Genomic DNA, 20,263 nt, shown 5'->3' on the forward strand with positions numbered 1-20,263 from the left:
GGGTTCAGCCTTGAACGACGGGCCGTCCGTCTAGTGTTCCTCGGGTCCCCAACCCCGCCTCCGTCGGAGGAAACGTTTCATGCCTCGCGCCGAGAAGGCCTTGTACGCCGTCCTGGCCACCGCCTTACTGGCCGCGCCGGCGCCCTCCGTCGCGACGCCGCCGCGCGAGGCGCCCGCCGGGTCCGTTCCTGCCGCCGCCCCGTCACCGGCCCCGCGCCCCACGCCGCGGACGCCGGGCGTACGGGGCCTGGAGATCGGCGTCCCCGCCTACGCGATGGCGAACGACCGCATGCTGACCGACCTCACCGCCACCGGCCCCGCCCCCTCGGTGGTCGTGCTGAACCCGGGCAACGGCGACGCCCCCTTCAGCGCCCCCTGGCGGTCCCGCGCCGACGCGCTCCGCGCCCGCACCACCGCCACCGGCGAGCGGACCAAGGTGCTCGGCTACGTCCACACCGACCACGGCAACCGCGACACGGCCGCCGTCAAGGCCTCCGTCGACAACTACCTCAAGACCCCGGACGGCCGCCTGCACGTCGACGGCATCTTCTTCGACGTCGTCAGCCGCGACTGCGGCCCCGCCAACGCCACCCGGGACCACTACGCGGAGCTGCGCCGCTACGTCCAGGACACCATGAACGCCGCGGATCCCACCGTCCCCGACCTCGTCGTCAACAATCCCGGCACCGCCATAGCCGACTGCTACCTGGAGCCCGCCCGCCGTACCGCGGACGTCTTCGTCACCTATGAGGACACCTACGCCGCGTACACCGGGGCCGGCTGGCTCGGCGGCAACGTCTTCGACCACGACTCCGGCTACCGGCCCGGTACCGAACTCGACCCGAGCGGAACGGCCTTCTGGCACCTGGTCCACGACGTCCCCGACGCCGAGGCGATGCGCGCCACCCTCCGCACCTCCTTCGACCGGGGCGCGGGCTACGCGTACGCCACGGACACGGTCATGCCCAACCCCTGGAACACGGGCCCCACGTGGAGGTACACCTCCCAGACCGCCTACGCGGCCACCCTCGGCTAGGCCGTTTTTTTCGGACCACGGAGAATCGGCCTGCGTGTGGTGAGGCGCGCGTGGGAGCAAAGGGGCAGGGATGGCGCTCGTCATGGAACGTCCTCGAGGGCGCTCTGCGTCCCGGACAGGGCGAATGCCTGGGCCCCCGCCACCAGCAGGGATGCTGCAGCGGTTGGTCGACGACAACGATGAGTTCCGGATGGCCATTGAGCGGCTCGGCCAGCACAACTTCCCAGTCTGGCCCGCATCGATCCGTACGGGGACACCACGCTGCGCGGTGAGGCGGTAGACCAGATGGTGCGGGAGCCGGAAGGTTCGGATCTCGCTCGTCTGAGGAGTGGCGAGCACGAGGTCGTGGCGACGCTGGTGGCCTGGGGCCGGCGGTGCCGTGCCGACCGAGAGCTGCGGATTGCCTTCTCGGGCGATGAGAGCGTCGCTTTCAGTCATCGGATCGTTGGTCCGGATGCAGTCGGCTGCGGATGTGGGCGATCGACGGCACGTGGAAGCGGGTCTTCGCCGCCCTGCTCGCCGGGGCTGACGTCGAAGGCGATCTGGACTGGGTCGTAGGGGTCGACTCCACGATGGTCCGTGCCCATCAGCACGCCGCCGGGCCCGCCAAAAGGGGGGTTCCGGTCGGCGAGCCGCACGATCACGCCCTCGGCCGGTCCCGCGGCGGACTGACCACCAAGATTCATCCGGCGGCCGACGGCCGGTGTCGGCCTCTGGCTTTCGTCCTCACTCCCGGCCGGGCCGGTGCGCTCCCGCCTTCCCGCAGGGCATACTCGTCCCGGGCGATCCGCGAGCACCTGCGCAAACGTGGCACCCGAGCGGTGATCCCACAGCCCGACGACCAGATCGCCAACCGTAAGCGCCTCGGGCGAAAAGGCAGCAGGCCGCCCGTCTTCGACAAGATCGCCTACAAGCAGCGGAACACGGTCGAACGCTGCATCAACAACCTGAAGCAGCATCGCGGTCTGGCCACGCGCTACGACACAGGGCAACCAGCTACCAGGCGGCCCTTCACCTCGCGGCGATCCACACTGGGCCGCGAGGTGATCGCTGACAAACGGCCTAGGTCTGCGGCCCGTACCTCCCCAAAGGCGCGGGGGACAATGCATGTGCCGGCCTGCGGGTCGTCTGGTTCCATGGTCCCGTGAACGCCGTGATCACCAGCCTCATCGCCGTGCTCGGTACGCTGCTCGGGTCGGTGGTGACGCACGCGTTCCAGCAGCGCTCCGCGCGGCGCACGGAGCGGAACGCCCTCGACGCGCAGCTGCGTCAGGAGCGGCTCGACGCCTACGGCGCGTACGCGGGCCTGCTGGTGGCGTTCCGGCAGGCCATGCTGCACCACTGGTTCTGCGTGCACCAGGGCCGTGACGCCGAGGACGAAGCCGCCCTCCGCGCGCGCTCGTTCGAGACCCGCTCCAGCGCGCAGCAGGCACTCTTCCGACTCCAGCTGATCACCGACGACGCCGGTCTCGGTAGCGCCGCGGTCGATGCCTTCACCGCCGTCGGTGCCATCGACCGCGCGCAGGACGTCCCCGAACTCGTCACCCGACGGGACGCGACCCGGGAACTGATCGACGCCTTCGTCGCGAACGCCCGCCGCTGCGTCTGAGGTTCGGGCCGCGGCGGACCGGGTCGCGGCCCGCGACTCCTGGCGGCGGTCCGTCAGCGGGACCAGATGTCCAGCAGCCGGTTGGCGGCGCGGAAGTGGTCGGGTGCGTCCGCGTTGCACACCACGGTGACGGCCGTGTTCCGGTCCGGGGCCACCTTGAAGGTGCTGTGGAACTGCTCCCAGTCGCCGCGGTGCACCAGGCTGTCGTCGGGGAGCAGCAGCACCCCCGCCCCGTACCGGCCCTTCTCGATGCCGCGCCCGCGCAGGACGTCGCCGACGTCCACCGCCCCCCGGGTGACTCCGGTGAGGAGTTCCGGACCGCCGACGCGGCCGGTGCGGTAGTTGTCGGCCCAGCGGACCATTTCGGCGGGGGTGGTCTGGACCGACCCGTCTCCATACTGTTTCCAGGGGGAGGATTCGGGGGTGAAGGAGCCGTCCTTCTCGTCGTACGACTTCGCCTTGCCGGGGACGTCCACCGCCGGGGACAGGGTCATGCGCAGGTGCAGGGGGGTGAAGAACTCCCGCTGGAGGAAGGCCGGGAACGGCTGTCCGGTGACCTTCTCGACAATCTGGGCCAGCAGGACGTAGTTGGAGTTGGAGTAGGAGAAGCGCTCGCCCGGCGGGCCCTCCGGCCGCGACGCGCGGATCGCCGCGATCGCCTCCCGCTGGCCGGCCGGATCGGTCAGCCCGATGCCCTCGGCCTCCAGCAGGTCCTGGTAGTCGGGAATGCCGCTGGTGTGGCGCATCAGATCGCCCACGGTGACGTCCCGGGCCCAGGCGGGCGGGTCGTCGAGGTAGTCGGACAAGGGGTCGTCCAGCGAGAGCCGGTGCCGTCCTGCCAGCAGGAGGACGGCACCGGCCGTGAACTGCTTGGAATTGGACGCCATGTCGAAGACCGTCCTCGGGGTGATGGCCCGCCCGGTCGCGAGGTCGGCCTTCCCCCTCCCCGCCTCCCAGGCGACGCCGCCGCGTCTGCCGACCGCCGCCGCACAGCCGGGGCCCTCGGCGGAGGGCACCAGCTCCCGGAGCACCTCCGCGCTGCGCCTCTCGCGGTCGTCGTCACCGGCCGCGTACGCCTGCGGCCCGGCGACACCGGACAGCACGGCCAGGACCAGGGCGCCCCCTGCCGTGCGCAACGAAGCCGTCCGGTGCACGCCGACCACCTTCTTCCCTGTGGTCAAGGGTCCTGCGGCGGGCACGCCCCGGCCAGTTGATCACCCGCTCGGCGGCCCTGCACCCGGCAGGTCCAGCCGGTGTCGCCCCTCCTACGGGTCAGCATGGCGAGGGGAAGGGGCCGCCCACGGGCCTGGCGTCGGAGGCGGTGTCGCTGGCACGGTCGGTGCCGGTATCGGTCATGCGGACCAGCATCGCAGCGGAGATGATCATCCGCGCGGGCTTCTCGCTGAGTGGGACCGCCCGGGCCCGGTCAGCGGTAGTCGTCCGGGTGGCCCTGCATCCAGGTGTTGATCCTGTCGCGGGTGCTGATCAGCAGGGTCTGGTGCTCCTTCAGGTTCGTGAAGCTGCGGTCACCGGCGAGTTGCGCGTCGAGCTCCGCGATGAGCGCGATGGGTTCGGGGAAGTGTCCGGGGCCCTTGGGGTCCGCCTTCATCGCCGCGTCCAGGCCATGGAGTTCGTCGTGGACCCGGCCGAGGAAGTGGGCGCATCCGGCCGGCGTACACGCATCGTTCAGCGTCGCCTGGAGTCCCGCGAAGGCGTCCCGGACCTTCTCCGGCGCGGCGCCGGGGAGGGCGTCCGGCCCGCCGGAGGCCGCAGGCGCGGCGGCCGGGCCCGAACCCGACCGGCCGGCCGCCGCGGACGCCGGTGCCGGGACCGCCACCGACGCCGATACCGGTGCCGACGCGGCCGGCGCGGCGGCGGGCGCGGCCGGATCCGCGTCGCAGGAGACCGCGAACCCCGCCAGGACCACCGCGGCCACCGCCGTGCCGCGCACCGTGGAACCGAACACCTGCCACCCCCCAGATCGTTGAGGAGGTGACCATAACCGCTCGTCCCCCGCAGGTCATCGGGCGGGCGGGGCGGTCGGGGCCGACGGCCGGCCCCCACCCCCGGCGCAGGGCTCAGATCCCGGCCGTGTCCGCCCACAGCGCGGCCAGTGACAGGTCGCCCGTCACGCCGGGACCCGCCAGCGGCAGCCGGTTCCACAGCGCCGCGTACAGCCAGGCCGCCTCGCCGGTCACCTCGCAGTCGACCGGATCGCCCGTGTCGCCCAGCACCGTCCGCGCCGGCGCCGGCGACAGGTGTACGGTCCACACCGCCCCCGTGTCGGCGGCACGGATCCGCATCGTCCGCGGCTCCGGCGTCCGCACCCGGCTCCGCGGCCGCGCGTGGAAGCCGGTGAGCAGTTCGTCCACCCCGTCCTCCGCGAAGTCGGGTGCCACGGGAGTGAGGATGACGCCCAGCGCGGACTCGGCGTCCATCCGGTGCACGGTGGTCTCATGGGCCTGGCGGCGCGCCCAGAACGCCGTCGGCGACGGCGGGGCGGTCGGCAGGAAGGTCCAGCACTGAACGTCCCCCGGCGCCTCGGTCAGCGTGCGCACCAGATCCGCGTGGCCCTCCCTGAACCACGCCAGGAGCTCGCCGTCGACCAGTTCCGGCGCCTCCGGGAAGCCCGTCGGCTCCAGCCGCCCCTCCGCGACGTAGGCGGCGGCCCAGCGGTGCACCGACCCGGTGTGCCGCAACAGGTCGGTGACGTGCCAGCCCGGACAGGACGGGACGAAGGCATCCGTACCGGCCCGTTCGGCCACATCGGCGAGCAGTTCGCCCTCCCGGGCGAGGGTCTTGACGTATTCGGTGATCTCCATACCGGGAGTCTCGCAGTCCCGGCACCGACAATGGAGGCATGGACGGCGAACTCTTCCCGCGCGAGCGGACCGTGATCGCCCCCGGCGCGGTGCACGTGCCCGACTGGCTCGGGGCGGACCGGCAGCGAGAGTTGCTGGCCGCCTGCCGGGAGTGGGCCCGGCCGCCCGCCGGCCTGCGCACCGTGCGCACCCCGGGCGGCGGAGTGATGACCGCCCGGCAGGTGTGCCTGGGGCTGCACTGGTACCCGTACGGATACGCCCGCACCGCGGTCGACGGGGACGGGGCACCGGTCAAGCCGATGCCGGACTGGCTCGCCGGACTCGGGCGGGAGGCGGTGGCCGCCGCGTACGGGGCGCCCCCCGACCCCGGCGCGGCCGCCTACGACATCGCCCTGATCAACTTCTACGACGGGGACTCCCGCATGGGGATGCACCGCGACGCGGAGGAGAAGTCCCCGGCCCCCGTGGTCTCGCTCAGCCTCGGCGACAGCTGCCTCTTCCGCTTCGGGAACACCGACTCCCGCGGGCGCCCGTACCGCGACGTCGAGCTGCGCAGCGGGGACCTCTTCGTCTTCGGCGGCCCGAGCCGGTCGGCCTACCACGGGGTGCCGAAGGTCCTGCCGGGCACGGGCCCGCGGTCGCTCGGGCTGACCGGGCGGCTCAACATCACACTCCGGGTCGGCGGGCTGGGCTGAGGGGCGGCGTCCGGCACCGTCCGATCATGCGAGGATCGATGCCATGAACGGCAACGGGGCCCCGCCGCGGGTGGGGGATGCGACCACGCCATCGGTGTCGAGCGCGGGCGCGCGGACCAAGCTGGAACGGGGTCGCGGCGCGCTCGGACCGGCGCTGGAGCTCGTCCACACCGGCCGCGCCCCGACCCGTGCCGTCCTGACGGCCGAGCTGGGGGTCACCCGCGCCACCGCCGGGGCCGTCGCGGCCGAGCTGGAGGCGCTCGGGCTGATCCGGGTCGACTCCCGCCCCGGCGGCTCGGGCGGCGCCGGGGGCACGGGCGGCGGCCAGGGGCGTCCCTCGCACCGCCTCTCGGTGGCCGAGGACGGGCCGGTGGCGCTCGCCGCACAGGTGCACTCGGACGGTTTCCGGGCCGCCCTGGTGGGCCTCGGCGGCCGGATCGTCGCCACCGCCCCCGGCAAGGTCACCGTGTCCGCCGACCCGGCCCAGGTGCTCGGCGCGGTCGTCCGGGCGGGCGCGGAGCTGCTCGCGGACAGCGGCCGCCGCTGCGTCGGCGCCGGGCTCGCGGTCCCGTCGGCGGTCGCCGAACCGGACGGCACGGCGCTGAACCCGCTGCACCTGGCCTGGCCGGCCGGCTCGCCCGTGCGGGAGATCTTCGAGGAGTGCGTGAAGGACGCCGGGATCGACGGCCCCGCCCTGACCGGCAACGACGTCAACCTCGCGGCGCTCGCCGAGCACCGGCACGGTGCGGGCCGCAGCGCGCAGCACCTGCTGTGCGTGGCCACCGGGCACCGCGGGGTCGGCGGCGCCCTGGTGCTGGACGGCCGCCTGCACAGCGGCAGTTCGGGCCTGGCCCTGGAGGTCGGCCACCTCACCGTGAACCCCGAGGGGCGGGCCTGCCACTGCGGCGGCCGCGGCTGCCTGGACGTGGAGGCGGACCCGCTGGCCTTCCTCACCGCGGCGGGCCGCAGCCCCGGCCCCGAGGTGTCGCTGCTCCAGCAGGCCCGCGACCTGCTGCGCGAGGAACCCGAGGAGCCTGCGGTTCGGGCGGCCACGGAGGAGCTGATCGACCGGCTCGGCCTGGGCCTCGCCGGCCTGGTGAACATCCTCAACCCGGACCGGATCATCCTGGGCGGGCTGCACCGGGAGCTGCTGTACGCGGACCCGGAGCGGCTGCGGGCGGTCGTAGCGGACCGCAGCCTGTGGGGGCGCAGCGGGGGCGTGCCCATCCTGCCGTGCACCCTCGACCACAACAGCCTGGTCGGGGCGGCGGAACTGGCCTGGCAGCCGGTGCTCGACGACCCGCTGGGAGCCCTCGCCTAGCGACGGCCCGGCGGACCGCCCCCCGGGGACGGCCCGTGGGGCGGTCCCGCCCGGAGGAGCGGTCACCCGGGACGGACGGCCACCGGGGAGGGGGCCGGCACCGGCAGCGCCGCCGGGACGGTGTCCGGCACCGGCAGCACGGCCGGAACGGTGTCCGGCTCCACGGCCACGACCACGGTGCGCGCCGGTTCCCGTACGGGCCTGGCCGCGATCGAGACCGGGTGCGTCGGAGCCACCGGGGCGGGCGTCGCCGTCAGGGAGAACCAGACGACCTTGCCCGGTCCGTCGGGCCGTTCGCGCACCCCCCAGGCCTCGCTCAGCGCCTCGACGAGGGCGAGCCCGCGTCCGGAGGTCTCCAGGGGCCCTGCCCGCGTCGTGCGCAGGACCGGGAGCCGCGGATCGCTGTCGATGACCGAGACCGTCAGCCGTCCGAGCCGGAGCTCGATCTCGACGACGCAGGTCTTGTCCGGCTGCGCGTGGCGGTGGACGTTGCTGAGCAGCTCCGTCACGCCGAGCGCAGCCCGGTCTATGAGCGGATCGAGCTGCCAGTGGCGCAGTTGGGCCGAGACGATTCTGCGGATTTGGCCGATCCGCGACGGCAAGGCCTGCAGTTCGACGACGCAGTGCCTGCGGGAATGACTGATCACGGCTGCGACTCCCCGACATGAGTGTTACGGGTGCTGCACCCTCGGTAATGCTCCACCAGGGTCACCCACGGTGCCGCTCAGTGCAACCGAACGCGATCGAAAGCGATCCGCATAGATACCCAAAGTGACTGTTTGTGCAGGTGGGAGAGGTACATTGCGAAAGGTAGGGGGCGAGCAGACCCATGAAGGAGCGCGGCGCATGAGCACCACCGGAACGACAGGCACCTCCGGCACCGGCGGCACGGGAACCACCACCGGTACGACGGCCACGACCGTCGATGTCGACCGCAGCGACGCGGACTACCGTGCCTGGCTGAAAGAGGCGGTGCGCAAGGTCCAGGCCGACGCCAACCGCTCGGCGGACACGCACCTCCTGAAGTTCCCGCTCCCCGAGGCGTGGGGCATCGACCTCTACCTCAAGGACGAGTCCACGCACCCGACGGGCTCCCTCAAGCACCGCCTCGCGCGCTCGCTGTTCCTCTACGCCCTCTGCAACGGCTGGGTCCGGCCGGGCCGCCCCGTCATCGAGGCCTCGTCCGGTTCGACCGCCGTCTCCGAGGCGTACTTCGCCAAGCTGATCGGTGTCCCGTTCATCGCCGTGATGCCGCGCACGACCAGCCCGGAGAAGTGCCGGCTCATCGAATTCCACGGCGGCGCATGCCACTTCGTGGACGACCCGATGAAGATGTACGAGGAGTCGGCGGAGCTCGCCGCCCGCACCGGCGGGCACTACATGGACCAGTTCACGTACGCGGAGCGGGCCACCGACTGGCGAGGGAACAACAACATCGCGGAGTCGATGTACCAGCAGCTCAAGCTGGAACGTTTCCCCGAGCCCGCCTGGATCGTGGCGACCGCCGGTACCGGCGGCACGTCGGCGACCATCGCGCGCTACGTGCACTACATGCAGCACGACACCCGCATCTGCGTCCCGGACCCGGAGAACTCCTGTTTCTTCGAGGGGTGGACCCGCAACGACCCCGACGCGAGCAGCGATTGCGGTTCGCGCATCGAGGGCATCGGCCGTCCGCGGATGGAGCCGAGCTTCGTACCCGGCGCCATAGACCGGATGATGAAGGTCCCCGACGCGGCGAGCGTCGCCGCCTGCCGCGCGCTGGAGACGGCCATAGGACGCAAGGCGGGCGGGTCGACCGGAACCGGCCTGTGGAGCGCCCTGAAGATCGTCTCGGAGATGGTGGCGGAGGGCCGTACCGGCAGCGTCGTCACCCTGCTGTGCGACCCGGGTGACCGCTACCTGGACAAGTACTACTCCGATGAGTGGCTGGCGGCGCAGGGGCTCGACATCGCCCCGTACGCGAAGACCCTCGACACGCTGCTGACCACCGGCGTCTGGCGCGAACCCACCGCCTGACACGCCCCGGAGGCCGCACCCCCTAGGAGCCGCCGCCCCACTCCCACATGCTGTGCACCACCGGTTCCAGGGCGCGGCCCCGGCCGGTCAGGACGTAGCGGACCCGGGGAGGCCAGCCAGGGGTGCGGTGGCGCTCGATGACGCCGGCCCGGGCCAACTGGGCCAGCCGGTCCGAGAGGACCTTGTCCGACAGGGCGGGCAGCGCCGCGGACAGCTCGGAGTAGGAGGCCTGGCCGCGGCGGAGGAACTCCCGCAGGACCAGCGGCGTCCAGCGGCCGCCCAGGGCGGTGAGGGTGACGTCGACCTGACAGTGCGGTTCACGGGCGGGCGGGACGAGGGCGCTGTCCGGGCAGTCCGCCAGCGGACCGTCGGCCCGCGGCCCCTCCACCGGCGGACCGTCGGCCCGCGGCCCCTCCACCGGCAGACCCTCCACCGGCGGGCCGTTGCGGGGGACGCCCTCCGGCGCGTGTCCAACCGTTTGGTGAGTCACGAAAGCCCCTCATAACGTCCGTCGCGAACAGCCCGCCCGTGCATCTCCAGGGGGTCCTTGTGCGCGTCCATCATCTCAACTGCGGTTCGCTCCGTACGCTTCCACCGCTCGGCGGAACACCGCCGACGGGCGCCGCCCCCGGCGAACTGCCCGCGGTCTGCCACTGCCTGCTCATCGAGACGGACGCGGACGGACCGGTCCTGGTCGACACCGGCCTCGGCACCGCCGACCTGCGCCGGCCCGACCGGTCGCTGGGCGCGGACTGGGTGGCCCACGCCCAGCCCGTGCTGGACCCGCAGGAGAGCGCCCTGCACCAAGTCGCCCGCCTCGGGTACGACCCGCGCGACGTGCGGCACATCGTGCTCACCCACCTCCACCGGGACCACACGGGAGGCCTGGCGGACTTCCCCCACGCACGGGTGCACGTGCACCCAGACGAGTACCGGGCCGTCACCGACCCCTCGGCCGCGCACCACCGCCACAGCCTGGACGGCTTCATGCCGGCGCACCGGGCCCACGGCCCGCTGCTGTCACCCGCGACCGCGGACGGACACACGACCTGGTTCGGTTTCCCCGGCGTGGCCCGGCCGCAGGGGCTGGAATGCGAACTGCTGCTGGTGCCGCTGCCGGGCCACTCGGCCGGGCACGCGGGCGTCGCGGTGCGCGACGACGACGGCCGGTGGCTGCTGCACGCGGGCGACGCGTACATGTATCACGGCGAGCTCGAGCACACCCCGGCCCTCGGCCATCCCCTCCTCGAACCGGTCCAGCAGGGCGCGCAGACCGATGCCGCGGCACGCACCGCGACCCGCGACCGGCTGCGCGACCTCATCCGCGACCACGCGGACGAGGTCACCGTCTTCAGCGCGCACGACCCCTGGGAGTACGCCCGCCTGGCGCGCCCGGCCGCGGTCAACGGCCCGGCGTGCGGGGGCCGGTGAGGCGGGCGTCCAGGGTGCGGACCGCCGTGCGGAAGGAGTGGCCCAGGCCCGGACGGGCGGCGGTCAGGGCCAGACGGAACGCGGCCGGACCGTCCGCGGCGAAGGTCCAGCGGACGTGCGTGCCGGAGCCGGCCGGAGTCAGCCTCCACTCCTCCAGCAGGGCCCGGACACCGGGCGCGTTGGTCGTGTCGACCCGGTACGCGTAACGCCGTTCAGGATCAGCGGCCATGATCGTCTCCTGCATGCGCACCCCGCCCAGCAGCCTGATCTCACGGCCCGCCCCGCCGTACGTGGGGCGGGCCAGCGTCACCGCCCTGAACCAGCGCGGCCAGCCCTCCACTTCCTCGGCGAGCGCCTGGTACACCGCCTCGGGCGGCGCCGCCGCCCCGGCGGTGAACACCAGCCGGACCGGCGCCACGTCAATGAAGTCCAGCCCCACCGGGCGGAGTCGGCGAACCATGGCGTTACCTCCTGAGGGCTGGTCCGGGCGGACGTGCGCGGTCACCCTAGCCGTGCGCCCCCGCGATGTCCGCTGCCACCACCCCGTGAATTCCCCACCGGGCGCCGCCCGCCCCGGATCGGCGGGTTCCCCCGTACGGGGCCTGGGCAGCGACCCGGCCGCGCGGGATGCTGGAGACGCGCCGATTCCCCCGCGAGCGGAGGCCTGCGTGCCAGACCGCCCCCAGACCGATCCGCCCCTCGCCCTCGAACTCCTCGTCCACGGCGTCGCCGGCGCCTCCCCGGCCGAACTGCTCGGCGACCCGCGCACCGTCCGCGTCACCGGGGACTCCACCGCGGCCGTGTTCCGCCGCACCGACGACGCCGACGCCGAAGCCCACCCCGAGCGGTACGCCGGGCTGCCCGTCCCCGAGGCCTACTGCTGGTCCCGGCTCACCTCCGGCAACGGGGCCCGCGCCCTGTGGCTGCTGCTCCTGCCCTTCATGGTGGCCAACCTCGCCCACTGGGCCCGGCCCGCCGCCCCCACCGGACTCGCCGCCGACCCCGCGCCGCGCGCGGTGCGCACGTACGGGGTCCTCGTACGGATCGTCGCGCTCAGCCTGACCGTCCTGCTGATCGCGGCCGCCTGCGAGGTCGCGCTCGACCTCGTCGCCTGGCAGTGCGCGGGCTCCGCGACCTGCACCGGCACCGGCTCCCGGCTGGGTTTCCTCGCGCCCGACGGCGGCGGCTGGTGGTCCCAGCCCGGGCGCCGCCTCTCCCTCGGAGCGCTGGTCCCCACCGCACTGACCGGGCTGCTCTGGTTCCTGTCGAACCGGACCTGGAGCGCCTACGAATCCCAGCCGCCGCCCGCGGGCGCCGCCGACCCGGACACCGCCTCCGACCCGGCGCCCGCGCTCGGCCGCCCCGGATTCTGGTACGGGCGCCGCATCGTGGCCCGGCTGCGCGCCGCGCACACCGCGGCCGGGCTGCTCACCGTCGCGGTGGCCGTCTCCGCGCCCACCGCCGCCCACGACCGCCGGACCGCGGGGACCGCCCCCGGCCTCGAAACCGTCGGCTGGATCACCCAGGCCCTCCTTGCCGCCGGGGCCGTCACCGTGGCCTGGGTCGTCTGCCGGCGCGGCCGCACCGAGGACCGCCCCGACCACCGCCTCGACCGGGCCGTGGTCAGCCTGCTGCCCGGCGCCGCCCTCGCCCTGCTCGCCGCCGTCCTGGTGCACGCCTGCTTCTCGCGCCCGGGCTGGACCTCCGCAGGACGCCTCCCCGGGGACTTCGCCTTCGGAGTGATCATGCTCGGCCAGGGTCTCTGCGTGCTCGCCCTCGCCGTGGTCGCCCGGTACCTCCACCGGCGGGCCCCCGATCCCGCGGCCGCCCTGCGCGGCCTCGGCGGTCCCGCCGTCGCCATGCTCGGCTGCGCCCTGGGCGGCGTGATGTCCGGCGGGGTCGCCCAGCGCGTCGCCGACTGGATGGACGGAGGAGCCACCCCGGGGATGGCGGGCGCACTGCTGCCCGGCCCACCCGTCCTGCTGTCCTGGCAGGCCTCCGTGCTGCCCCCGCTGCTCCTCGTACTGGCGCTGCTCACCGCCTGGTTCGCGGGGCGCGCGGCCCGGACCCGGCGCCGCCTTGCCGCGACCGTCGCGGCGGAGTACCCGGGGGAGCGCCCGGACGTGTCGCGCAGCCGCCGCATCGCCGGGGCGCGCACGGCCGCCGCGCTCACCGACTCCGCGCCCTGGTTCGTCGCGGCCGTCTCCGGGATCACCCTGGTGCTCGGCGCCGGCGCCCTGGCCGGAGCCTGGTCCACCGGTCAGGTCCCGGGCGAGGCCGCCCGCGCGGCCCCGCCGCTGGTGGAGGCCGCCGCCCGCGCCGCCCAGGACGCCGGTTCCTGGCTCATCGGCCTCGGCATCGCCCTCTTCGTCGCCTGGGGCCGGCGCGCCTACCGGGACCCCGCCGCCCGGCGGACCATAGGGATCCTGTGGGACGTCGGCACCTTCTGGCCGCGTGCGGCCCATCCCTTCGCACCACCCTGCTACGCCGAGCGGGCGGTCCCCGACCTGACCTGGCGGATGGCCGGCTGGACCGGCCGTACCGGCGGCCGGCTGGTGATCTCCGGCCACTCGCAGGGCAGTGTCCTCGCCGCGGCGGCCGTCTGGCAACTGCCTCCGCCCGTCCGCCGCCGCGTCGCGCTGCTCACGTACGGATCCCCGCTCGCCCGCCTCTACGGCCGCTGGTTCCCCGCCTACTTCGGCCCCGGACCCCTCGCCGCCCTGCACCGCGACGTCGACTGCTGGCGCAACCTCTGGCGGGCCACCGACCCCATCGGCGGGCCCGCGCTCCCCGGCCCCGCGTCGCCGGAGGTGGACCGCGGCCCGCTCGCCGATCCGCTCGCCTACGGGCGCAGCGCCCGCCATCCACTGCCCGCGCCGATCCTCGGCCACGCCGACTACCAGGCGGACCCCGCCTTCGCCGCCGAACGCGCCGCCCTGCTCGCCCGGCTGGAGCGGGCCGCACGGGCCGAGGTACCGGCTCAGCGCCCCGGCGTCAGCAAGGGGTGGGCAGCGTCGGCAGATCCGCCGGGAACAGCAGGGTGAGGTCGTCCGTGCTCGGCTCGGACAGCTGGGCCACGCGCCCCGCGTGCCGCTCCACCATCGACTCGAAGGTCTGGCGCGCGGTGCGGCCGTTGCCGAAGGCGGGCCCCTTGGGCAGCTCGGTGAAGTACCTCAGCAGGGCCTCGGCCGTGCCCTCCCCGAGGCGGTACTCGTGCTCCTCCGCCTGCTGTTCCACGATCCGCAGCAGTTCCCCCGGGCCGTAGTCGCCGAACGCGATGGTCCGGGAGAACCGGGAGGCGACACCCGGGTTGACGGTCAGGAAGCGTTCCATCTCCGCCGTGTACCCGGCGACGATCACCACCACCGCGTCCCGGTGGTCCTCCATCAGCTTCACCAGCGTGTCGATCGCCTCGCGCCCGAAGTCCCGGCCCGAGTCCTCCGGGGCCAGGGCGTACGCCTCGTCGATGAACAGCACCCCGCCGCGCGCCCGCTCGAAGGCCTCCTGCGTGCGGATCGCCGTGGAGCCGATGTGCTCGCCCACCAGGTCCACGCGCGACACCTCGACCAGGTGCCCGCGCTCCAGCACCCCGAGGGAGGCGAGGATCTCCCCGTACAACCGGGCGACCGTGGTCTTCCCGGTGCCGGGGGAGCCGGTGAAGACCAGGTGCCGGCGCACCGAGGCGGCCTTGAGGCCCGCCTGCTGCCGCCGGCGGCCCACCTCGATCATGTCGGTGAGCGCACGCACCTCCCGTTTGACGCTGTCCAGACCGACGAGCCCGTCGAGCTGCCCCAGCACGGCGCCGGAGGCCCGCCCGGCCATCGTCGCCGACGCCCCGTCAGCTCCGGGATCCGCGGGCCGCGGTACGGACACCCGGCCCGCCGGGACCGGCTGTGCCCCGGGGCTCCGCGCCGCACCGGCCGTACGGACCCCGGACTGCGTGCCGGTGGGGCCGCCGGCCGGGGCCGACTGGGCCGCCGACCGCATGCCCGACCCGTCGCCGGTGCACTCCTCGGCGACGGGGCCGTCCTCGGCGAACTCGTAGCCGCCGCGGGAGCAGCGCTCGGTGTGGCAGCGCGTCAGCGTGGTGCGGCAGCCGTCGAGGACGTGGAATCCGAAACCGGAACTGTCCGTCACCCGGCACGCCGTGAAGGTGCCGCGGCCGCCCGCCGACACGTAGAAACCGGCCTCGGTGGGAGAGGTGACCGTGCACCGCTCCAGGGCCGGGTCGGCACCCTTGGTGACGATCACGCCGGTCTGCACCGCGTCGATGGTGCAGTCGGCGAGGACGCCGCCGCTGCCGTGGTCGCGGAACCAGGCCCCCGTGGCCGCCTCGCGGATGCGGCAGTCGTCGAGCTGCGCCGTGGCCCCGTCGCTCACCGAGACCGCGGTGTTGCGGACCTGCGACAGGTCGCTGTCGGTGACGTCGACGCTCGATCCCCGGTCCAGTACGAAGAGTGCGTCCGGGACGTCGTGCACCCGGCAGGAGGCCAGGGAAGCGGTGGCCCCGTCGCTGACCCACACCGCCGGATAGTCGCCGGTGCTGTCGTGGATCTCGCAGGACTCGGCGTCCACCCGGGTGCCCGGGTCCCACACGGACAAGCCGTTGCGCCCGAACCGGCGCACCGTGGTCCGGCCGAGGGTGAGCACCGAACGCGACCGGAGGTCGACCGCGTTCTCCGGGATGTCGTGGATGTCGCACCCGGCCAGGGTGAGCACGGCGTCGGTGTCGAGCGTGACCCCGTCCGCCGAGGTGCGGTGCACCGCGCAGTCGGTGAGGCGGGCGGCGGCGCGCGCGGCGATCTGCACGCCGGTGCCCCGGACCTCGTACACCTCGCAGCCGAGGGCCTCCAGGCCCGAGCCCTCACCGGTCACCGCGATGCCCGCACCCGTGGAGTGGTGGATGCGGCAGCGCTCCAGCCGGGGCCGGCCGCCGCCGCGGACCGAGAACCCGGTCTGTCCCGAGGTGACGACCTCGCACTCCTCGAACACCCCGCCGCCGCCGTCCAGTACGGCGATCCCGACGCCGGCCGGATTCTCCACGGTGCAGCGGCGCACCAGGGGCCGGGCCCCGGAGCCGCGCACCTCGATGCCGGCCGCCGAGTGGGTGCTCACGCGCAGGTCGGTGAGCTCGGGAGAGCCGTCCTCCACCAGCAGCGCCGGCGCCGCCCGGTCCTGACCCTCCAGGTACAGGTCCTGCACCACGGCCGAGGCGCGCAACGTCAGCGCGACGCCGTCGAGGGGCGCGATCCGCACCGATCCCGAACCGTCCTCGGGCCCGCGCAGGGTGACGGCGTGCTGCAGCACCAGGTTCTCCCGGTAGGTGCCCGGGGCGATGGACAGCACGTCGCCGTCGCCCGCGGCGGCGAGCGCGGCGGTCAGTGTCGGATATTCACCGGAGCGGCGCCGCCACCGCGAAGAGCCGCCGTGCGTCACCTGGACCGTGCCCTGAACCATGGTGCTGTCGTGCCCCCACCCTCGTGCTCATGCTGCCGATGCGGCCGGAGCCGCCGATGTCCGAGGCCACTCGGGCAACTTCTGCCACGGGAGCGACCTGTCCGGCCGCTCCACCGTAGCGCGCGCGGAGCAGAAGGGCTGCCAGGTCAGCCACCGGCGCCCGCCCGGCCCCAGTCCGGCCCGGCGGCCGCCCACGCCCGGTCCAGCCGTATGTACCGACGGTGCATGAGCCGACGTACGACCAGGCGGCGGACCGTCACGGCCAGGACGGCCACCCCGGCCGCGGCCGCCAGGCCCGCCGTCCCCGCGTGGAAGGAAGCGGCGGACGGGTCGAGCGGCCGTCCCACCAGCCGGCCCCGCGCGTCGGTCCATATGCGGAACCGGTCGCCGGGGTGCGGCGGTTCCTCCGCGGCCGGCACCGTGCCCTCGTGGCTGCTGCCGTCGGGCGCGGTCCACGAGGCGACGATCTGCGTACGCCGGGGGGCCGTCCGCTGCGCCGCAGGGTCCTCGGACGGCTCCGTGTCCGTGGCCGGGGCGTGCCGGACCACCACGGCCGGCACGAGATGCCGCTCCTGCCGCTGCTCGTGCACCGCCTGCTGGAGCGTGCCGTCCACCCGCAGGCCGGCGACCCAGCCGACGGCCGGAGCCACCACCACGACGCACACCAGCGCGGCGAAGGCCACCCACGCCTCGAAGAGATCGGTCGGCCGGCGCAGCGGATTGCGCCGCCAGCGCCACACACCCATAGCTGTCCGCACGGTCCGGCTCCCCCTCCTTGGGCCAGTCTCCGCCTGTCTCCCGTTCCGACTGCTCCAACGGCCTGGTCACGCCGGTTGGTTCCAGCTCGGGGGCGGAGCCCCTCGAAGGTGTCATTCCTGTGGTCCGGCCGCCACCCGGAGGCGGCCCGTCAGGCGAGGACGCGGACCTCGTCTCCGACGTGCAGGGTGGCCGGCCGGAGCGGTACCAGCAGCCGCCCGAAGGCCAGCGACTTGCCGATCCGCCGGTGCCGGGCCAGGGTCTTCAGCGGTTCCCTGCCCCGCTCGGCCGTCCGCTGGTCGGTGGTGGTGACGACGCACCGGCCGCATTCGCGCGCGCCGCGGAAGAGGGCGTCACCGATCGCGACGCGCCGCCAGCCGTCCTCCGCCCAGGCCTCGGCCCCCGCCACCACCACGTTGGGACGGAAGCGGTCCATGGGCAGCGGACCCTCCTCGGGGTGGTCCCCCTGTGCGATCAGGGCGTTGAGGGCGTCGAGCGAGGCGAGCGTGGTGAGCAGCAGCGGGTAGCCGTCGGCCAGGCTCACCGTCTCGCCCGGCAATGCGTAGTCCGGATCGACCGGACGCCGTACGGCCGGGTCGTCCAGGTGTACCAGCCGGACCGGAACCCCGAGGAACGCGCTGAACCAGTCGGCCGCGGCCCTCGCCGCGACCACGGTCTCGACCTTCTTCCCGAACAGGGACACCGGCTCCAGCGGACCCGGCTCGGGCACCTCCACGACCAGCTCCGCCATGCCGGGAGCGGTCACCGCGATCCGGTCGCCGTCGCCCAGAGGGCGCGCCGAGGCCAAGGCCAGCCGGGGGTGGCGGCGTTGGGTGAGGACCGTGCCTTCCGGGTCGACCACGGCCCAGCGGCGGTCCCCGGACAGACCCCAGGGCTCCACGGCCACCGCATCGGGAGCAGTCCCCGCTACCGACTTGACGGGGTGGACGTGGAGCGCCTGAACGTACAACTTCGACATGGGGGCATAGTGCCAGCCCGCCCGGCCGTCCCGGTGCGCGCGAGGGGGCCCGTCAGTAGCCGCGTCCCTGGTAGGAGCGGCCGTAGGGGTCCTCGTACGAGGGGCCCGCCACCGGAGCGGGCACCTGCATGGGGCGCGGCGCGGCCGGACGCATCGCCTCGTAGCCGGTGGCCATGGCCGCCGGGCGGGGCTGCTGCGGCTGGGGCTGCGGCACGTACCCGCCGCGGGCCGCGACGGGCTGCTGCTGCGGAATGTAGGGGGCGGGCGCGTTCTGCAGCGGCATCGGCTGCGGAGCGGCCTGCTGCTGGTACGGGTACCCGTATGCCGGGGCCTGCTGCTGAGGGGTGGCAGGCGGCAGTGCGGGCATGGCCGACGCGAGGGCCGGCAGGTACCCACCGCTCGAATAACCCGCGCTCGGGGACTCGTAGGCGGCCGGTACGCGGATCGGAGCGATCTGCGGAGTGCCCCGTTCTGCGACGAGGGAGTCGTAGATGGGGGTGTCCGGGAAGGAGGGCGCGGAGTAGTAACCGCCGCCATAAGTGGAGCGGGGGGAGGTCATGAGACATAAGTTAAGCCCACGAATTCACCGGGTCCATAGCGAGGCGCCGTCAATACCGCGCTGACCTGCATATTCGCAGGTCAGGGCCACACCTTTCACTTGGCGTTCACGTGCACGATTTGGCCACTTCCATCCCGCCTTGCTCCAACTCGTACCCAACGGTTGTGCGTTGCACCGACTTCTTGCTGACGCAGCGTCACAACGCGATGACCTCGAATGACGCGGGCCCGGACGGTGGTCCGCCGGTTCACGCGCCGCTGGGCCGGGCGTAGGTGCGGCCCTTCCACGCCGCACCGCGCCCGCGGTAGTGCTGGACGGCCGAGTCGACGGTCATCAGGAGGTACAGCAGCGCGGTGAACGGAAGCAGCGGCGCGAGTGCCGGGGTCAGGCGGTAGTAGCGCAGCATCGGCAGGTAGGTGCCGGCCATGAGCAGCCAGGCGAGGCCGCCGGCCCAGGCGACGGCGGGGTGTCCGGCGGCGAGGCCCGCCAGGAGGGCGGCCGGGGGCACCAGGTAGACGAGCGCCAGCCCGGCGACCGTCCCGGCCAGCAGCAGAGGCCGGTGGCGCAGTTGCGCGTAGGCGCTGCGCGAGACCATCCGCCACAGGTCCGCGAGGGCCGGATAGGGGCGGATGCTGTCCACCCGCTCCGCGAGCCCCAGCCAGATGCGACCGCCGGAGTCCTGGACCGCGCGGGCCAGGGAGACGTCGTCGATGACGGCCTGCCGGATCCGGTCGGGGACCCCGGCGCGGACGGCGGCGCTGGTGCGCAGCAGCACGCAGCCGCCCGCGGCCGCGGCGGTGCGGGCGCCGGGCCGGTTGATCCACCGGAAGGGGTAGAGCTGGGCGAAGAAGTACACGAAGGCCGGTACGACGAGCCGCTCCCAGAGGCCGGCGACGCGCAGTCGGGCCATCTGCGAGACGAGGTCGAGGTCGGCGGAGGTAGCCGCCGCGACCAGTTCGCGCAGACTGTCGGGTTCGTGCGCGATGTCGGCGTCGGTGAGCAGGAGGAAGTCGGGCTCGGTGGGGTGCGCGGTGCGGGCGAGCGAGATGCCGTGACGCAGCGCCCAGAGCTTGCCGGTCCAGCCGGGGGCGGGGTCGCCGGGCGAGACGACGGTCAGCGGGAGCCCGGGCTGCTCGGCGGCGATCCGGAGCGCGAGGCGGCCGGTGCCGTCCGTGCTGCCGTCGTCGACGAGGATGACCCCGGCCTCGCCGGGATAGTCCTGCGCGATGAGCGAGGGCAGGCTCAGGGGCAGCACCCCGGCCTCGTCCCGGGCGGGGACGACGATCGCGACGGACGGCCAGTGGGTGGGGGCGGTGCGCGGGGGGAGCCGGACGTCGGTGCGCCAGAACATGCCCCGGGCGAGGGTGAGCCAGAGCCAAGCGGCGAGGGATGCGCAGGACGCGGCGACGGCGAGGGTGGCGACGGTGGGGAGGCCCATGGCGGCAGTGTGCCGCGCTGCCGCGGCCCTGTCGCGCACCCGTGCCACCCCGGTGCGGCGCCCCTCCGGGGAGGCGGCGGAACACGGTGGCCGCAGCCGGGCCCGGCCGGCGCGTGGCCCTCGGGGTGCGGACCTCGGGCG

Annotated in this window: 18 protein-coding genes and 1 pseudogene; 8 read left to right on the top strand and 11 right to left on the bottom strand. The window is 74.2% G+C overall.

Features of this window, described 5'->3' with window-relative positions; all coding sequences use genetic code 11:
* Positions 1 to 79 precede the first annotated feature (79 nt).
* The 3 genes and pseudogenes from IH80_RS0117715 to IH80_RS0117720 all read left to right on the top strand — a co-directional run bounded on the left by IH80_RS0117715 (position 80) and on the right by IH80_RS0117720 (position 2,645).
* Entirely contained in the window at positions 80 to 1,036 is a 957-nt protein-coding gene (locus tag IH80_RS0117715) for a spherulation-specific family 4 protein (RefSeq protein ID WP_234432275.1), read from the top strand.
* A gap of 647 nt (positions 1,037 to 1,683) precedes the next feature.
* Positions 1,684 to 2,090, top strand: a pseudogene (locus IH80_RS47375) (IS5/IS1182 family transposase); the annotation flags it as partial.
* A gap of 90 nt (positions 2,091 to 2,180) precedes the next feature.
* The gene (locus IH80_RS0117720) at positions 2,181 to 2,645 is read left to right on the top strand and encodes a hypothetical protein (RefSeq protein ID WP_030961558.1); all 465 of its coding nucleotides are present in this window, start codon (positions 2,181 to 2,183) and stop codon (positions 2,643 to 2,645) included.
* A 53-nt stretch (positions 2,646 to 2,698) separates the two neighbouring features.
* Here IH80_RS0117720 and IH80_RS0117725 read toward each other — a convergent pair whose 3' ends face one another.
* From IH80_RS0117725 to IH80_RS0117740, 3 genes are all read right to left on the bottom strand, one after another.
* Positions 2,699 to 3,826 (bottom strand): serine hydrolase domain-containing protein, encoded by a 1,128-nt coding sequence (locus tag IH80_RS0117725; protein WP_158943505.1) that lies wholly within the window; start codon positions 3,824 to 3,826, stop codon positions 2,699 to 2,701.
* A gap of 245 nt (positions 3,827 to 4,071) precedes the next feature.
* Positions 4,072 to 4,611: a hypothetical protein gene (locus IH80_RS0117735; protein ID WP_030961562.1), complete on the bottom strand. Its 540-nt coding sequence runs from the start codon at positions 4,609 to 4,611 to the stop codon at positions 4,072 to 4,074.
* Between the two features lie 112 nt (positions 4,612 to 4,723).
* Positions 4,724 to 5,467, bottom strand: a complete 744-nt coding sequence (locus IH80_RS0117740) for a maleylpyruvate isomerase family mycothiol-dependent enzyme (protein ID WP_030961563.1) — start codon at positions 5,465 to 5,467, stop codon at positions 4,724 to 4,726.
* A 38-nt stretch (positions 5,468 to 5,505) separates the two neighbouring features.
* On the opposite strand from IH80_RS0117740, the gene IH80_RS0117745 reads away from it, so the two are divergent.
* Both IH80_RS0117745 and IH80_RS0117750 read left to right on the top strand, forming a co-directional pair.
* Positions 5,506 to 6,162, top strand: coding sequence for an alpha-ketoglutarate-dependent dioxygenase AlkB family protein (locus tag IH80_RS0117745; protein WP_030961564.1), 657 nt, complete (start codon positions 5,506 to 5,508; stop codon positions 6,160 to 6,162).
* Between the two features lie 43 nt (positions 6,163 to 6,205).
* Complete coding sequence (locus tag IH80_RS0117750; protein ID WP_030961565.1) at positions 6,206 to 7,483, top strand: ROK family protein; 1,278 nt, start codon at positions 6,206 to 6,208, stop codon at positions 7,481 to 7,483.
* 62 nt (positions 7,484 to 7,545) lie between these two features.
* Here IH80_RS0117750 and IH80_RS39435 read toward each other — a convergent pair whose 3' ends face one another.
* On the bottom strand, positions 7,546 to 8,130 hold the full coding sequence (locus IH80_RS39435; protein ID WP_078906594.1) for an ATP-binding protein: 585 nt from the start codon (positions 8,128 to 8,130) through the stop codon (positions 7,546 to 7,548).
* A 199-nt stretch (positions 8,131 to 8,329) separates the two neighbouring features.
* Between IH80_RS39435 and IH80_RS0117760 the strand changes: the two genes are divergently transcribed.
* Complete coding sequence (locus IH80_RS0117760) at positions 8,330 to 9,502, top strand: PLP-dependent cysteine synthase family protein (protein ID WP_030961570.1); 1,173 nt, start codon at positions 8,330 to 8,332, stop codon at positions 9,500 to 9,502.
* 22 nt (positions 9,503 to 9,524) lie between these two features.
* On the opposite strand, the gene IH80_RS0117765 is transcribed toward IH80_RS0117760, so the two are convergent.
* Positions 9,525 to 9,992: a winged helix-turn-helix transcriptional regulator gene (locus tag IH80_RS0117765; RefSeq protein WP_234432276.1), complete on the bottom strand. Its 468-nt coding sequence runs from the start codon at positions 9,990 to 9,992 to the stop codon at positions 9,525 to 9,527.
* Positions 9,993 to 10,051: 59 nt separating this feature from the next.
* On the opposite strand from IH80_RS0117765, the gene IH80_RS0117770 reads away from it, so the two are divergent.
* Positions 10,052 to 10,933, top strand: coding sequence for an MBL fold metallo-hydrolase (locus tag IH80_RS0117770; protein ID WP_037880297.1), 882 nt, complete (start codon positions 10,052 to 10,054; stop codon positions 10,931 to 10,933).
* Here the strand turns inward: IH80_RS0117770 and IH80_RS0117775 are convergent.
* Positions 10,905 to 11,393 carry an SRPBCC family protein gene (locus IH80_RS0117775; protein WP_030961575.1) on the bottom strand — a complete coding sequence of 163 codons (489 nt, stop codon included), beginning with the start codon at positions 11,391 to 11,393 and terminating at the stop codon, positions 10,905 to 10,907. The two genes, IH80_RS0117770 and IH80_RS0117775, sit on opposite strands and share 29 nt — an antisense overlap.
* A 208-nt stretch (positions 11,394 to 11,601) precedes the next feature.
* On the opposite strand from IH80_RS0117775, the gene IH80_RS0117780 reads away from it, so the two are divergent.
* Complete coding sequence (locus tag IH80_RS0117780; protein WP_030961576.1) at positions 11,602 to 13,977, top strand: hypothetical protein; 2,376 nt, start codon at positions 11,602 to 11,604, stop codon at positions 13,975 to 13,977.
* Here IH80_RS0117780 and IH80_RS0117785 read toward each other — a convergent pair.
* The 5 genes from IH80_RS0117785 to IH80_RS0117805 all read right to left on the bottom strand — a co-directional run bounded on the left by IH80_RS0117785 (position 13,928) and on the right by IH80_RS0117805 (position 20,122).
* Positions 13,928 to 16,390 (bottom strand): right-handed parallel beta-helix repeat-containing protein, encoded by a 2,463-nt coding sequence (locus tag IH80_RS0117785; protein ID WP_030961577.1) that lies wholly within the window; start codon positions 16,388 to 16,390, stop codon positions 13,928 to 13,930. The genes IH80_RS0117780 and IH80_RS0117785 overlap by 50 nt on opposite strands.
* A 146-nt stretch (positions 16,391 to 16,536) precedes the next feature.
* Positions 16,537 to 17,148: a hypothetical protein gene (locus tag IH80_RS0117790; protein WP_030961579.1), complete on the bottom strand. Its 612-nt coding sequence runs from the start codon at positions 17,146 to 17,148 to the stop codon at positions 16,537 to 16,539.
* Between the two features lie 149 nt (positions 17,149 to 17,297).
* Complete coding sequence (locus tag IH80_RS0117795) at positions 17,298 to 18,125, bottom strand: MOSC domain-containing protein (protein WP_030961581.1); 828 nt, start codon at positions 18,123 to 18,125, stop codon at positions 17,298 to 17,300.
* A gap of 52 nt (positions 18,126 to 18,177) precedes the next feature.
* Entirely contained in the window at positions 18,178 to 18,684 is a 507-nt protein-coding gene (locus IH80_RS0117800; RefSeq protein WP_030961582.1) for a DUF6643 family protein, read from the bottom strand.
* 247 nt (positions 18,685 to 18,931) lie between these two features.
* Complete coding sequence (locus IH80_RS0117805; RefSeq protein WP_030961583.1) at positions 18,932 to 20,122, bottom strand: glycosyltransferase; 1,191 nt, start codon at positions 20,120 to 20,122, stop codon at positions 18,932 to 18,934.
* Positions 20,123 to 20,263: the final 141 nt, after the last annotated feature.

Source organism: Streptomyces sp. NRRL S-378, from assembly GCF_000720645.1.
GTDB lineage: Bacteria > Actinomycetota > Actinomycetes > Streptomycetales > Streptomycetaceae > Streptomyces.